Raw genomic sequence first — 12,616 nt, 5'->3', positions numbered from 1 at the left:
TATCCTGTGCCCCATGTCCCAGATCACCCGGCGGTCAGTGTGCGTGGCCATCGCGACGATGGCCAGTGTTGGGGCGCTGTGGGCCGGTCCCAACTGGCCCGGCTGGCGCGGCGCGGACTCGAGCGGCGTCTCTGATGAGAGCGCACTGCCGGTGGCCTGGACACCCACGTCGGGCATTGCGTGGAAGACGCCGATTCCCGGGCGCGCCCACTCGTCGCCGATCGTCTGGGGTGACCGCATATTTCTGACCACGGCCATCGAAGGCGACGTGATTCCCGATCACACCCCGCTTAAACACGTGATTGAAGGATCCGAGTGGAGAAGCCCCGACGCGACGGGCGGAAACAAACGCCATACGTTCCAGGTGCTTGCCCTGGACGCCAAGACGGGGAAGATCCTGTGGACGCGAACTTCGTACGAGGGGCCCGTGTATGACGACCGGCACTCCAGGGGGTCGTATGCCGCGCCCACACCCGTCACCGACGGCGCTCGGGTGTACGCCTACTTCGGGAGCGAAGGCCTGTACGCCTACAGGTTTGACGGCACGCCCGTGTGGAACCGGAAGCTCGGCAATGTGGCGGGCCTGAGCGTCGGCGTGAGCACGTCACCGGTGCTGTTCGGAAATCTCGTGATCATTCAGGCCGATGAGGATAACGGTGACACGTCGTTCATCGCGGCCATCGATGGCACCACGGGTCGCGACGTGTGGCGCGTGGCGCGGCCGAAGATGCCGATCAGTTGGGCCACACCGTTGCTGACGTCGGCGGGGGGGCGACCCGAACTGGTCACCACCACCGACACGCGCATCGTGGCGTACGATCCCAGGACCGGCCGTGAATTATGGAGTGAGCCCGGCCTGGAGAGTTACGCCGTGCCGTCGCCGGTGGCCGCCGGGACCATGGTGATCATTGCGACCGGCAATCCGAAGAAGATCACGATCGGGCTCCGTCTCGGTGCTGTGCCCGAGGGGCAAGCCAGACGGGTGTGGGAATATCGGAAGGGGTCGGCCTACGTGGTGTCGCCGACTGCGTACGGCGACCAGGTCTACATTACGTCCGACGGCGGAATCACGACGGCGCTGGACGCAAAGACTGGCGCGCTGATCTACGAAGGCGGCCGCCCGCCGGTGGCCTCGACGTTCATGTCGTCACCAGTGGCGTACGCCGGGCACCTCTTCATGACCAACGAAGAGGGCGATACGTTTGTGATCACGGCCGGCCCCACGCATGCGGTGGTCCGCACCAACAGCGTTGGTGAGCCGGTGTTTGCGTCCCCCGCGTTGGCCAACGGCACGGTCTACATCCGTGGCCTCAAGCACCTCTTCGCGATTCGTTGAAGAATGAAGCCGGGTCTGAAGACCCGGCCTCCATCCGGAAGGAGGCCGGGTCTTCAGACCCGGCTGCGCGATCAGGCGCCTTCGTCTTCGCCGCGCCAGTACTTTTCTTCGATCTCCATGATCTCTTCTTCGTTGAGACCGAAGTAGTGGCCCACTTCGTGAATCAGCGTCTCGCCGATACCAACCACCACGTCGTCTTCATCGAGACTGTCTTCGAGGATGGGCAGGCGGAAGAGCGAGATCTTGTCGGGCAGGACGTTGCCGTGGGCCCACTGGCGCTCGGGGAGCGGCGTGCCTTCGTACAGCCCGTAGATGGTGTCGGGCGGTTCCACTTCCACTTCGCGGAGTTGATCGAGGGTGGGCTCGTCCTCCACCACGATGGCCATGTTCACCATCGCATCGCGGAAGCGTTGGGGGAGCGAGGCAATCGCTTCGTCAACAAGGCGCTGGAACTGGGCGGGAGGGAAGTCTTCGGAGGTCATTGCCTTCGATAGTACGCGCAAGACGCCCGAATCGCGCAACGCTCGCACAGCGGCTTCGGCTTGCAGATGCGCCGGCCGTGCAGGATGAGCGTGTCCGACGCGCGTGTCCATCGGTCTGGCGGCAGCAGGGTCATCAGGCGCTTCTCCGCCTTGACCGCGTCTTCACCGGCCTTGGCGGAGATGAGTCCAATGCGGGTGGCCACCCGGAGCACGTGCCGGTCAACGGGCAGCCCCGGGAGGTTAAAGGCGTGACCCCGCACGACGTTGGCGGTCTTTCGTCCCACGCCAGGCAGGGCGACCAGCGCGTCCATGTCCGACGGAATCTCGCCGCCATGTGCGTCCACCACGGCACTGGCCATGCCGATGAGGCTCCTCGTCTTCATGCGAAAGAACCCGGTGGGCTGGATCATGGTCTCGAGCTCGGCCACATCCGCTTTCGCCAGTCTCGCCGGTGTCGGATATTTCTTGAAGAGGGCAGGCGTGACCTGATTCACCCGCGCGTCAGTGCACTGCGCAGACAGAATCGTGGCGGCCAGCAACTCGTAGGGATTTGTGAAATGGAGTTCCGTCCACGCATTCGGATGCTGGACGTCGAGCTTGTCAAAAACCGCAACCGCGTCCTTCATCTCAGCTCAGTTCCGTCAGTTCCGCCAGTTCCGTCAGTTCCGTCAGTTCCGTCAGTTCCGTCAGTGTAATGGCCCCGCCGGCCAGCCCTGCGCCTGTTGCGCCTGCGCATCCTGCATGGCTTTCATCTGTTCCTGCAGCGCGTTGATCAGGCCGGGGATGACGCCGAAGGGCAGTGCGATGCGTGACACGACGGGGGCCTTGACGGTTTGGGTCTGTTCGGCCGAACGGATATCGCTCTCAGAGAGTGGGCGGACGTCGCAGAACGTCAGCGTCATGTCGAACGGCGTGTGGCCCACGGCACAGAAGTTCGCGTAGGTCCGGGGCTGTTCGCCCTGGTCGTCCGGCACGATGGTGAAGCTGAGCTGTTTGGTGGGCAGTGTCATGTCAGTACTTTCTCATGACTCCGACGACCACGCCCTGCAATTGAACCAGTGCCGCATCCACAATCATCGGCTGCATCGCCGGGTTGGCTGGCTGCAGACGCACGCGGCCGTTCTCGCGGTAAAACTTCTTCAGGGTGACGTCGGCTCCGCCGAGCAGCGCGATGACCATCTCGCCGTTTTCGGCAGTCTTGCGGTCTTCGACGATGACGTAGTCGCCGTCGCGAATCTGCTCATCGATCATCGAGTCGCCCTTGACCTTCAGCACATACGTGTCGCGACGTCCGACCAGGTCTTCGGGCACGGCAATCGTCTCGTTGCCGGTGACGGCTTCGATAGGAAGACCGGCCGCAACGTAACCGAGCATGGGCAGCTCTACGGCGCGCTGACCCGTGCGGGCGGTGAGCAACTCCACCGACCGGCTGCGGTTCCAGAGGCGCCGAATGCATCCCTTTTCCTCGAGGTTGGTGAGATGCTTGTGCACCGTCGCGAGCGAAGAGAGGCCGAACCTGCGGCCGACTTCCTCCAGACTCGGTGCATAACCGTGCTGCTGGATGAATTCCTGAAGGTAGTCGAGAATCTCGCGTTGGCGTTTGGTGAGAGGCTGCACGGGGCCGACTGTATGCAAAAGAAAGGCGAAAGTCAACGGATTCTCACACTGCCGCCCCTCGGACCGGGGCCGATCGACGTCGTGGGTTTCGGGGAAAACTCCGTCGATGTCCTGGCGACCCTCCCGCATTGGCCGGCGCCCGACGACAAAGTTGAACTCATCGACACCTCAGCGTTGCCCGGCGGCCAGGTGGCCTCGGCCATGGTCGCGTGCGCCCGTCTGGGGTGCGTGACCGGTTACCTGGGTGTATTCGGCGACGATGAAAACGCGCGACGAATTGAACGGGCTCTCGGGGACGAGGGAATCGACACGAGCGGCTGTGTGCGCGCGGCGGTGGCCAATCGCTCGGCCCTCGTGATGGTCGATCGTGCCGCCGGCACGCGCACGGTCTTGTGGCGCAGGGCCAAGGCGCTCGATTGGCCGTCATCGCGCCCGGCTCCGGAACTCGTCGCCCAAACGCGCGTGCTCATGGTGGATGCCACCGACATCGAGGGCGCGGTGCTGATGGCCGGGCACGCGCGGTCGGCGGGCGTCCCGGTGCTGGCAGACGTCGACGCGGCAACGCCAGGCCTTGAGCGGCTGCTGAGCCTCGTGGATGTGCTGGTGATTCCCGCCGGCTTCGCCTTGAAGTACTCCGGCGAGGTGAGCGTCACCGCGGCCATGCAGTCGATGAAAGAGCGATTCCACACGAAGGCGATCGTGGTGACCCTGGGCGCTGATGGGGCGATGGCGTGGGCCGGCGGGGAACTGGTCGAATCGGCCGGCTTCGTCGTGCCCGTGGCCGACTCGACCGGGGCCGGGGATGCGTTCCGTGGCGGCTTCATCGCCGCCTGGATCGGGGCCTCTGCCGGGGCGACGCTCGGGGACCTGCTCACCTTCGCCAATGCCACGGCGGCCCTTAATTGCCGCGCCGTGGGAGCCCAGGCCGGCCTGCCCACCAGAGCCGAAGTGTTGGCCCTGGTAACCCAAACGGGTGTGCGCCGGTCTAACGGGCATGGGAGCTCATACAGCGGTGGCTGAACAGATGCCGGCCTGGAGCACAGGCAGGGAGACCGAGGCCATGGCGCAGGACGTGACCGCGCCTGCGACCACGCTGGATCTGGCGGCCGCCGAAGACCGGGTCCTGGTGGCCGCGTTTCTCGCGGGCAGTCAGGACGCGTTCCAGGTCATCGTGACCCGCCACCAGCGAGCGGTGTATCAGGTCTGCTACCGCTTCGTCCGTAATCACGAGGATGCGTCAGACCTGGCCCAGGACGTGTTCGTGCGCGCGTTCAAGGGCCTGAAAAATTTCAAGGGCGACTCCGCGCTGAGCACATGGCTCTATCGGGTCGGTGTGAACTGCTGCCTGAACAAGATCGCGGCCAGGCGCCCCGACACCGAGCCGCTTCTTGAGGCGCGGCACGTGGACCCGCGTTCAGACGATCCGTTCCGCGCCGTGGCTCGGAGCGAGAAGGCCACCGAGGTCAGGCGCGCCATCGCGCAACTACCGCCCCGGCAACGCGCCACGCTGCTCTTGAGGGTGTACCAGGAACTGTCGCATGAAGAGATTGCGGGAATCCTCGGCGGCACAGTCGGCGCCACCAAGGCAAACTTCTTTCACGCACTCAGTAATTTGAAACGGCTGCTGCAATCATGACTAGTCATTTGTCCCCTCAGGAATCAGTCAATGCGCTCGACGACGTGTTGCCGCAGAGCCGGCAATCCCATCTGGACGCGTGCCGCTCCTGCCAGACCGGCGTGGCCGAACTGCGCGCCATGATGGCCACGGTGAGTGACGTGGAGGATGTACCTGAGCCGTCGCCCCTGTTCTGGGACCACTTCCAGGCAAGAGTGCAGACGGCGGTGCAGGCCGAGATGGTGCACCCGGCGCCCGCCCCATGGTGGGCGATGATCGTGTCCGTGCGTGGGGCGATGGCCGCCGTGGCCACCGTCGTTGTGGCGGCTGTGGCTCTGACGCTGTATCCAGCTGACCGGGTGGCACCGGTTGAGGACGCGCAGGTTGCGGTGGCCGATGACGCGATGGCGCTCGAGACGGCTGAATGGGCGTTTGTCTCGGGCATGATGGATACGTTCGAACAGGACGATGTGCGCGAGGTGTTGGCGCCGTCACCCCTGGCGGTGGACGCGGCGTTCGAGGTGCTGACCTCCGACGAGCGGGCCGCATTTGCGAAACTGTTGGCGGCCGGGATGGCCGAGGGAATGGAGTAGTCGTCGTGGCAATTGTCCGCAGAGTCGTTCTCGCGAGTGTTGTGGGCCTCGTCGCACTGGCCGCGTGGCCGGCCGCGGCCCAGGAACCGCCGCCGCCCGGGCAGCAGGTGAACCGGCCGAACGCGCAGGGCCAGCGTGGACGCGGGCAGGGGCTGCCCGCGCCCGGACCCAATATGACCCTGCAGGACATGCAGTCGATGTTTGATGCGTACGCCCTGGTACAGGCGCAGCGGGTGCTCCAGTTGAACGACGAGCAGTACCAGCGCTTTTTCATGCGCATGAACACCCTGCAGGACCTGCGCCGGCGGCACAACCAGCAGCGCATGCGCATGCTCAACGACCTGCGCCGCCTCTGGCGCGATCAGGCGGGCGAGGCGGACCTGGCTGGGAGACTTCGCGCGATTGACGACCTCGATCTCAAGTTCGAGGGGGCCCTCAGAACAGCGCGCCAGGCGATCGATGAGGCGCTGACCGTCCGGCAACGTGCGGGCTTCCGCTTCTTCGAAGAAGATATGGAGCGCCAGAAAATCGACTTCCTCACGCGAGCACGGGCCGGCCGGCAAGGGCCGGGCTAAGCGGGCGAGGACGCGCTACAATCAGGGCATGCCTTCACGATTGGTGATGCTCGTCGCACTGTGCGCGTTGGCGGTGCCGTCGTTTCTTGCCGAGGGCCTTGCCTCGGCGGTGACTCAAGATGCGTCGCGGGCCGCGGCGGAACGCGCCAGCAAGAAGATGCAGGCCATCATGACGCGCGCCGAGGCCACAGCCGCGAAGCCAGCCCTCAAGACCACATTCACCGAAGAGGAGCTGAACGCCTTCATGCGCGTGCAGCCGGACCTGCCCACCGGCCTCACGCAACCCACCATCCAGTTTCTCGACAATGGCCGCGTACAAAGCCGTGCGTTGGTGAATCTGGACATCGTGCGCACGTCCGAGAAGCGCGGCTGGCTCGATCCGCTCGCCTACGTGACCGGCATTCTTGAAGTGCATTTGATCGGCGTGTTCCGTGGGGCCAACGGCCAGGGCGTGTACACCTACGAGTCCGCCAGAGTCGGTGGAACACCCGTACCGAAGTCGGTGCTTCAGGAGCTTCTGGCGTTTTACACAAAAACGCCTGAGACGCCAAAGGGCATCCTCCTGGACACGCCATTCGAATTGCCGGCGGGCATCCGCGAGGTGGAACTCCGCCGTGGAATGGCCACGGTGATCCAGTAGCGCGCCGCGCGCCGTTCGTGCCGCGCATGTCTGCCGACGTCTTGTCGCAACCCCTGCAGTTCGTCAAAGGCGTGGGCCCGCGACGTGCCGCCGACCTCCAGCGCGCCGGCCTCATCACGGTCGAAGATCTGCTCCTGAGATTCCCGCTCCGTTATGAAGATCGCGCGCGGCTGATGCCCATCGCCGGCTTGCGTCCGGGCATGACCGCAACGGTCGTCGGCGAAGTTTTGTCATCGGGCATCCGTCCCACCCGTCGTCCGGGGTTTCGCCTCTTCGAAGTGGTGGTCCGCGATGCGAGTGGCGCCGTGCGGGCGGTGTTTCCGAATCAGTCGTTCCTGAAAGACGTGTTCCATCCGCAACAGCAGGTGGTGCTGTTTGGTCCGCTCGAGTACCGGGGCAGCGGGCTGCAGTTCAGCAATCCCGAGTACGAGATCGTCCGGGGCGACGCCGACGATCCCGAGGATGCCCAGGTGCACACCGGGCGCATCGTGCCGATCTACGAGAAGGTCGGCTCGATGACCACCCGCATGCAGCGGTCGCTCATGCACCAGTTGATGGCCGCGTTGCCCCAGGACCTGGGTGACCCGGTGCCTGCGAGCGTGCGCCAGGCGTTATCACTGCCCACGCGTCGCGACGCGATTCTACAGACGCACTTTCCTCCAGCCGGCGTGCCGGTAGACGCGCTCAACGCCTTTCGCACCGAAGCGCAGCGCCGGCTCATCTTTGAGGAGTTCTTTCTGTTCCAGGCCGGCATGGTGCTGCGCAAACGGCAGCAGGCGCAGTACCTCAAGGCGCGGCCCGTGGTGGTGGACGATCGGATTCGCGCGGCGGCACGCAAAGTGCTGCCGTTCAAACTCACCGACGGCCAGAAAGTGGCGTTGCGCGAGATTGTCACCGACATGCAACGGGCCGCACCGATGCATCGGCTGTTGCAAGGTGACGTCGGAGCCGGCAAGACCATCGTGGCCCTGCTGGCGGCGCTTGTGGCGATGGAAAACGGATTCCAGGTGGCGTTCATGGCGCCCACAGAGATCCTGGCGGACCAGCACTACATGACCATTCGCCGGTTGCTTGAGCCCTCGCGGTTTCGTGTGGCGTCGCTCACCGGCAGCCTGACCGCCGCGAAAAAACGCGCGGCATTGGCAGAGATCACGAGCGGCACCACACACATGGTGGTGGGCACCCACGCGCTCGTGGAAGGGGCCGTGGAATTTCGCGACCTCGGGCTGGTGGTGATCGACGAGCAGCACCGGTTCGGCGTGGTGCAGCGCGCCACGTTGCGCGGCAAGGGCCAGCACCCCGACGTGCTCGTGATGACGGCCACGCCCATTCCGCGGACGCTCGCGCTCACGGCGTTCGGCGATCTGGATACGTCCGTGATTCGTGAGTTGCCGCCAGGCCGCCAGCCGATTCGCACGGTCGCCAAGCCCGAATCGCGGCGCGACGATATCTACCGGATGGTGCGCAATGAACTCGAACAGGGCCGGCAGGCCTATGTGATTTATCCACTGGTGGAGGAGTCTGAGAAGGTGGACCTGCGCGCGGCCACCGAAATGGCGCAGACGCTGCAGAACGACGTGTTCCCGGAATACCGTGTGGCCTTGCTCCACGGCAAGATGAAGTCTGACGAGAAGGACCAGGTGATGGGCGCGTTCGCCCGCGGCGACGTCCACGTGCTGGCGGCCACGACCGTGGTTGAAGTGGGCGTGGACGTGGCCAACGCCACGATCATGGTCGTGGAACATGCCGAGCGGTTTGGCCTCTCGCAACTGCATCAGTTGCGTGGGCGCGTCGGTCGCGGCGCGCATGCGTCCACGTGTGTGTTGGTCTATCAGGCGCCGCTGACCGATCAGGGCCACGCGCGCATCGATGCGCTGGTGGAAACCACCGACGGCTTTGTCATTGCTGAGCGCGATCTTGAAATTCGCGGCCCCGGCGATTTCTTCGGTACGCGCCAGTCCGGCCTGCCGACCCTGCGCGTGGGTGACCTCGTTCGTGATCACGTGCTCATGGAAGAAGCGCGGCGTGAGGCCGTGGCCTGGCTGGACGACACCACTGAGGCGAAGCCTCTGGTGGACTACCTCACGGCCAACTGGGCACAGCGCTTCGGCCTTGTGGCGGTCGGATAGCCATGCGGATCGTCGCCGGCTCACTCAAGGGACGCCGCCTGCAGGGGCCCGCCACAGACGATGTGCGGCCGACGTCGGACCGGCTGAGGGAGACGTTGTTCAATGTGCTTGGCCCCAGCGTCCAGGGTGCGCGCGTGCTGGATGCGTTTGCCGGCACCGGCGCCGTTGGCCTCGAGGCCATCAGCCGCGGTGCAACGCACGTGACGTTCTACGAAAAAGATCGCCGCGCCTGGCCCATCGTCGAGGCAAACATCGCGCACTGCGGCGTCCAGGTGCAGTGTCAGGTCATCCGCGGCGACTTCCTGCGATCGAGTGGCGGGGCCAACTGTGACCTTGTCTTTCTGGACCCCCCGTATGATGATGACGGCTTGGAGGCGACGCTGCGTGTTGCCGCGACGCACCTGGCCCCGGACGGCGCGGTGGTGATTGAGCATCGGCGGTCTCGTGACACGCCGGCGAGCGAAGCCGGGTTGACTCGGACGCGCGTGCTCGTTTCTGGCGACAGCGCGTTGTCGTTCTACAGATAGGGAAGTATGCCGTCATCCCGCATTGCCATTTTTCCTGGGTCGTTCGATCCGTTGACCAACGGGCATCTGGACGTGATCCGGCGGACGACGCGGTTGTTCGACCGTGTGATTGTGGCGGTGCTGGTCAATCAGGAAAAACGCGCGGTCTTCACGGTGGATGAACGCGTCGCGATGATCAACGAGGCGTGCGCCGGGCTCGGCGAGCCAGGCCAGGTGACGGGGGATGCGTTCGAGGGCTTGCTGGTGCACTACGCGGCGCGCCAGGGCGCCTGTGCCGTGGTGCGGGGGCTGCGCAGCGGCGTGGACTTCGACTACGAGCGCCCCATGGCGCTGATGAATGCGCACCTCGCGCCGGAGATCGAGACGGTGTGCGTGATCGGGGCCGATCGCCTGGCGCACATCAGTTCCCGTCTGGTGAAGGAAGTGGCAGGACTTGGCGGATCGGTGGAGGGCCTGTTGCCCGATGCCATCGCCCAGCGGTTGGTGGCCCGACTCAGGGCCGGGAAGAGCGAATCATGATGACCCCCGCCCCGAGCGCGGCCCAGCTGGCCGCCCGAATGCAGCACGTGGCCATGTCACCCACCATGAAGGGGACGATCGCGGCCGAGAAGCTGCGCCGCGAGGGTGTGGATGTGGTGGACCTGGGCGCGGGCGAGCCCGACTTTCCGACGCCGGCGCACATCTGCGAAGCCGGGCATGCGGCGATCGACGCCCAGCGCACCAAGTACACGGCGAACATGGGCACGCTGGAACTGCGGCAGGCCGTCGCCGGGCGTTACCGCACGGACTATGGGGTGGAGTACGCGCCCGATGAGATCGTGATTACCGCCGGCGGCAAACAGGCGTTGTTTCATGCCGCCATCGGACTGTTCGGGCCCGGTGATGACGTGATCACACACGCACCTGGATGGCCGACCATCGCCGAACAAATCAAACTGGCTGGTGCAAAACCCGTCATCGTGCAGACGCGAGCGGAGCAAGGGTTCGTGCCGACGGCTGAGTTGCTGCTGGGCGCGCTGACGCCGAACACGCGCGGCATTGTCATCAACAGCCCAGGCAATCCCACGGGTGCGCTTCTCTCGGAAAGCCACGCGCGTGTGATCGCGGCCGAGGCGGCAAGGCGGGGCATCTGGGTGGTCCTCGACCTGTGTTACGAACGCCTCATCTACGGCGGGGTGCCGCACAACCTGCCGGCCCTCTTCGGTGAGGTGCTGCGCGACCGGCTCGTGCTCGCAGGGTCGTCGTCAAAAGCCTACGCCATGACAGGCTGGCGGTTGGGATGGGCGGTGGGGCCAAAGGCGTTTGCGTCCGGCGCGAACGCGTTACAGAGCCACACCACCTCCAACGCGAGTTCCATTTCCCAGTACGCCGCCGTGGCCGCGCTCAACGGGCCGCAACAGTGCGTGACCGACATGCTGACCGTGTATCAGCAACGCCGCGATCAGGTGCTGGAGTGGCTGGCCGAAGAGCCGCGATTCCGCTGCGCCGTGCCGCAGGGCGCGTTTTATGTTTTCCCGGACGTCGGAGATTTCCTGTCGCCCGGCGGCCTTCGCACGTCGCTCGAATTCAGTGATGCGCTGCTGGACGAGGAGCATGTCGTGACCACGCCGGGCGAGGCTTTTGATGCGCCCGGGTTCGTGCGGCTCTCGTACGCGACGTCGCTCGAACGACTTCGCGAAGGCGTGACTCGCCTGATTCGATTCGCCCGCAAACACTCGTGACCGACGCTCTCCTCGATCGCCTCCGCGCCATCGTCGGCGCCGGCCACGTGAGGGCCGACCAGGAGACGCGTGAAGCCTACGGTGTGGATGCGCTCAAGCGCGGGCATCCCGCGGACGCCGTGGTCTGGCCCGCAGATACCGCAGAGGTGTCGGCGGTGGCACGGTTGTGCCATGAGACTCGCACGCCGCTTGTGCCTCGTGGAGCGGGGACGGGGTACACCGGAGGGGCGGTGCCCACGCAGGGCGGTGTGGTGATCAGCCTCGCGCGACTCAACCGCATTCTGGACATCGACGAAGGCAACCTTCTGGCGGTGGTGGAACCGCACGTGGTGACGGGGGATCTGCAGGACGCCGTTGAGGCGGTGGGCCTGTTTTATCCGCCAGACCCGGCAAGCCTGCGGCAATCGGTCATCGGCGGCAACGTCGCGGAGTGTGCGGGAGGACCGCGCGCGTTCAAGTACGGTGTGACCAAGCAGTACGTGCTGGGTCTCGAGGCCGTGCTGCCGACGGGCGAGATCATCCGCACCGGCGGCAAGGTCGTGAAGAACGTGGTCGGTTACGACTTGACGCACCTGCTGGTGGGGTCCGAGGGCACGCTCGCGATCATCACCAAGGTCATCCTGCGGCTGATACCCAAGCCGCCGGTGCAGGTCACGATGCGAGCCTCGTTTCCGAGTGTGCGCCACGCGGTGAATGCGGTGACCGGCCTGATCCGCGCGCGCGTCATTCCGGCTGTGCTCGAGCTGATTGATGGTGAGTGCCTGGATGCCGTGGCGAAGAACCTTCATGTGCGATCGCTTGCGCCAGAGGGCACTGCGGCCATCCTGCTGCTTGAGGTGGATGGCCTGGCCGAACAGGTGGCCGCGGAAGCCGATCGCGTGGAGGCCGCCTGTCGTGAGGCCGGATCGACGGAGTTCCTCCGTGCGGCTGGTGACGCCGAGCGACAGGAACTGTGGCGCGTGAGGCGGGAAATCTCGCTGTCGTTGAAAGTGATCACGCCGCTCAAGGTCAATCACGACGTGGTGGTTCCTAAAGCGCGCGTGCCGGAGTTGTTTGATCTGATCGAAGGGCTGCGTGCCCGGTACCGTCTGCGGATTCCCTGCTTCGGGCATGTGGGCGACGGCAACATCCACGTCAACATCATGCTGAAGCCCGGCGACAAAGCTGAACTGCGCAGGGCGCGCGCGGCCGAGGGAGAATTGTTCAGGGGCGTGATCGCGCTCGAGGGATCGATCAGTGGCGAACACGGCATCGGATTTTCCAAGATGAAATACCTTGAGTGGGAACTGACGCCCGAGACGGTTGATCTGATGCGGCGGGTGAAAGTGGCCTTCGACCCGCACGGCATCCTCAATCCCGGCAAAATGTTTCCCGGGTGAAT

At 65.2% G+C, this 12,616-nt stretch carries 15 protein-coding genes; 11 read left to right on the top strand and 4 right to left on the bottom strand.

Features of this window, described 5'->3' with window-relative positions; all coding sequences use genetic code 11:
* The first annotated feature begins 13 nt into the window (after nt 1-13).
* Entirely contained in the window at nt 14-1,336 is a 1,323-nt protein-coding gene (locus tag IPL75_11320) for a PQQ-binding-like beta-propeller repeat protein (protein ID MBK9240827.1), read from the top strand.
* Between the two features lie 71 nt (nt 1,337-1,407).
* On the opposite strand, the gene IPL75_11315 is transcribed toward IPL75_11320, so the two are convergent.
* From IPL75_11315 to lexA, 4 genes are read right to left on the bottom strand one after another with little or no spacing between them, the layout of a single operon-like run.
* Nucleotides 1,408-1,818, bottom strand: coding sequence for a metallopeptidase family protein (locus IPL75_11315; GenBank protein MBK9240826.1), 411 nt, complete (start codon nt 1,816-1,818; stop codon nt 1,408-1,410).
* Nucleotides 1,815-2,444: an endonuclease III gene (gene nth, locus IPL75_11310; GenBank protein MBK9240825.1), complete on the bottom strand. Its 630-nt coding sequence runs from the start codon at nt 2,442-2,444 to the stop codon at nt 1,815-1,817. Before nth ends, IPL75_11315 begins: the two co-directional genes overlap by 4 nt.
* A 60-nt stretch (nt 2,445-2,504) precedes the next feature.
* Entirely contained in the window at nt 2,505-2,828 is a 324-nt protein-coding gene (locus IPL75_11305; GenBank protein MBK9240824.1) for a hypothetical protein, read from the bottom strand.
* 1 nt (nt 2,829) lies between these two features.
* Nucleotides 2,830-3,564 (bottom strand): transcriptional repressor LexA, encoded by a 735-nt coding sequence (lexA, locus tag IPL75_11300; GenBank protein MBK9240823.1) that lies wholly within the window; start codon nt 3,562-3,564, stop codon nt 2,830-2,832.
* Here lexA and IPL75_11295 point away from each other — a divergent pair.
* Genes IPL75_11295 through IPL75_11250 form a run of 10 tightly spaced genes read left to right on the top strand, consistent with a single transcriptional unit; the run spans nt 3,517 to nt 12,614 of the window.
* Complete coding sequence (locus tag IPL75_11295) at nt 3,517-4,455, top strand: hypothetical protein (GenBank protein ID MBK9240822.1); 939 nt, start codon at nt 3,517-3,519, stop codon at nt 4,453-4,455. The genes lexA and IPL75_11295 overlap by 48 nt on opposite strands.
* On the top strand, nt 4,448-5,071 hold the full coding sequence (locus IPL75_11290) for a sigma-70 family RNA polymerase sigma factor (protein ID MBK9240821.1): 624 nt from the start codon (nt 4,448-4,450) through the stop codon (nt 5,069-5,071). The genes IPL75_11295 and IPL75_11290 overlap by 8 nt, the downstream gene beginning before the upstream one ends.
* Complete coding sequence (locus IPL75_11285) at nt 5,068-5,643, top strand: hypothetical protein (protein MBK9240820.1); 576 nt, start codon at nt 5,068-5,070, stop codon at nt 5,641-5,643. Before IPL75_11290 ends, IPL75_11285 begins: the two co-directional genes overlap by 4 nt.
* Before the next feature lie 5 nt (nt 5,644-5,648).
* Nucleotides 5,649-6,218 (top strand): hypothetical protein, encoded by a 570-nt coding sequence (locus IPL75_11280; GenBank protein MBK9240819.1) that lies wholly within the window; start codon nt 5,649-5,651, stop codon nt 6,216-6,218.
* Nucleotides 6,219-6,246: 28 nt separating this feature from the next.
* A complete protein-coding gene (locus tag IPL75_11275) occupies nt 6,247-6,858 on the top strand; it encodes a hypothetical protein (protein MBK9240818.1) in 612 nt (203 codons plus the stop codon).
* A 26-nt stretch (nt 6,859-6,884) separates the two neighbouring features.
* Nucleotides 6,885-8,987: an ATP-dependent DNA helicase RecG gene (recG, locus tag IPL75_11270; GenBank protein MBK9240817.1), complete on the top strand. Its 2,103-nt coding sequence runs from the start codon at nt 6,885-6,887 to the stop codon at nt 8,985-8,987.
* 2 nt (nt 8,988-8,989) lie between these two features.
* Complete coding sequence (rsmD, locus tag IPL75_11265) at nt 8,990-9,514, top strand: 16S rRNA (guanine(966)-N(2))-methyltransferase RsmD (protein MBK9240816.1); 525 nt, start codon at nt 8,990-8,992, stop codon at nt 9,512-9,514.
* Between the two features lie 6 nt (nt 9,515-9,520).
* On the top strand, nt 9,521-10,033 hold the full coding sequence (coaD, locus tag IPL75_11260; GenBank protein MBK9240815.1) for a pantetheine-phosphate adenylyltransferase: 513 nt from the start codon (nt 9,521-9,523) through the stop codon (nt 10,031-10,033).
* Nucleotides 10,030-11,235, top strand: coding sequence for a pyridoxal phosphate-dependent aminotransferase (locus IPL75_11255; protein MBK9240814.1), 1,206 nt, complete (start codon nt 10,030-10,032; stop codon nt 11,233-11,235). The genes coaD and IPL75_11255 overlap by 4 nt, the downstream gene beginning before the upstream one ends.
* On the top strand, nt 11,214-12,614 hold the full coding sequence (locus IPL75_11250) for an FAD-binding protein (GenBank protein MBK9240813.1): 1,401 nt from the start codon (nt 11,214-11,216) through the stop codon (nt 12,612-12,614). The genes IPL75_11255 and IPL75_11250 overlap by 22 nt, the downstream gene beginning before the upstream one ends.
* The last annotated feature ends 2 nt before the right edge of the window (nt 12,615-12,616 follow it).

It is taken from the genome of Acidobacteriota bacterium (assembly GCA_016716905.1).
Lineage (GTDB): Bacteria > Acidobacteriota > Vicinamibacteria > Vicinamibacterales > SCN-69-37 > SYFT01.
This window is presented reverse-complemented; position numbering and strand designations above follow the sequence as displayed.

Coding starts and splice junctions, on each gene's coding strand:
- IPL75_11255 (MBK9240814.1), top strand. CDS start 10,030: ATGATGACCCCCGCCCCGAGCGCGGCCCAGCTGGCCGCCCGAATGCAG.
- coaD (MBK9240815.1), top strand. CDS start 9,521: ATGCCGTCATCCCGCATTGCCATTTTTCCTGGGTCGTTCGATCCGTTG.
- rsmD (MBK9240816.1), top strand. CDS start 8,990: ATGCGGATCGTCGCCGGCTCACTCAAGGGACGCCGCCTGCAGGGGCCC.
- nth (MBK9240825.1), bottom strand. CDS start 2,444: ATGAAGGACGCGGTTGCGGTTTTTGACAAGCTCGACGTCCAGCATCCG.
- lexA (MBK9240823.1), bottom strand. CDS start 3,564: ATGCGGGAGGGTCGCCAGGACATCGACGGAGTTTTCCCCGAAACCCAC.
- IPL75_11320 (MBK9240827.1), top strand. CDS start 14: ATGTCCCAGATCACCCGGCGGTCAGTGTGCGTGGCCATCGCGACGATG.
- IPL75_11305 (MBK9240824.1), bottom strand. CDS start 2,828: ATGACACTGCCCACCAAACAGCTCAGCTTCACCATCGTGCCGGACGAC.
- recG (MBK9240817.1), top strand. CDS start 6,885: ATGTCTGCCGACGTCTTGTCGCAACCCCTGCAGTTCGTCAAAGGCGTG.
- IPL75_11315 (MBK9240826.1), bottom strand. CDS start 1,818: ATGACCTCCGAAGACTTCCCTCCCGCCCAGTTCCAGCGCCTTGTTGAC.
- IPL75_11275 (MBK9240818.1), top strand. CDS start 6,247: ATGCCTTCACGATTGGTGATGCTCGTCGCACTGTGCGCGTTGGCGGTG.
- IPL75_11285 (MBK9240820.1), top strand. CDS start 5,068: ATGACTAGTCATTTGTCCCCTCAGGAATCAGTCAATGCGCTCGACGAC.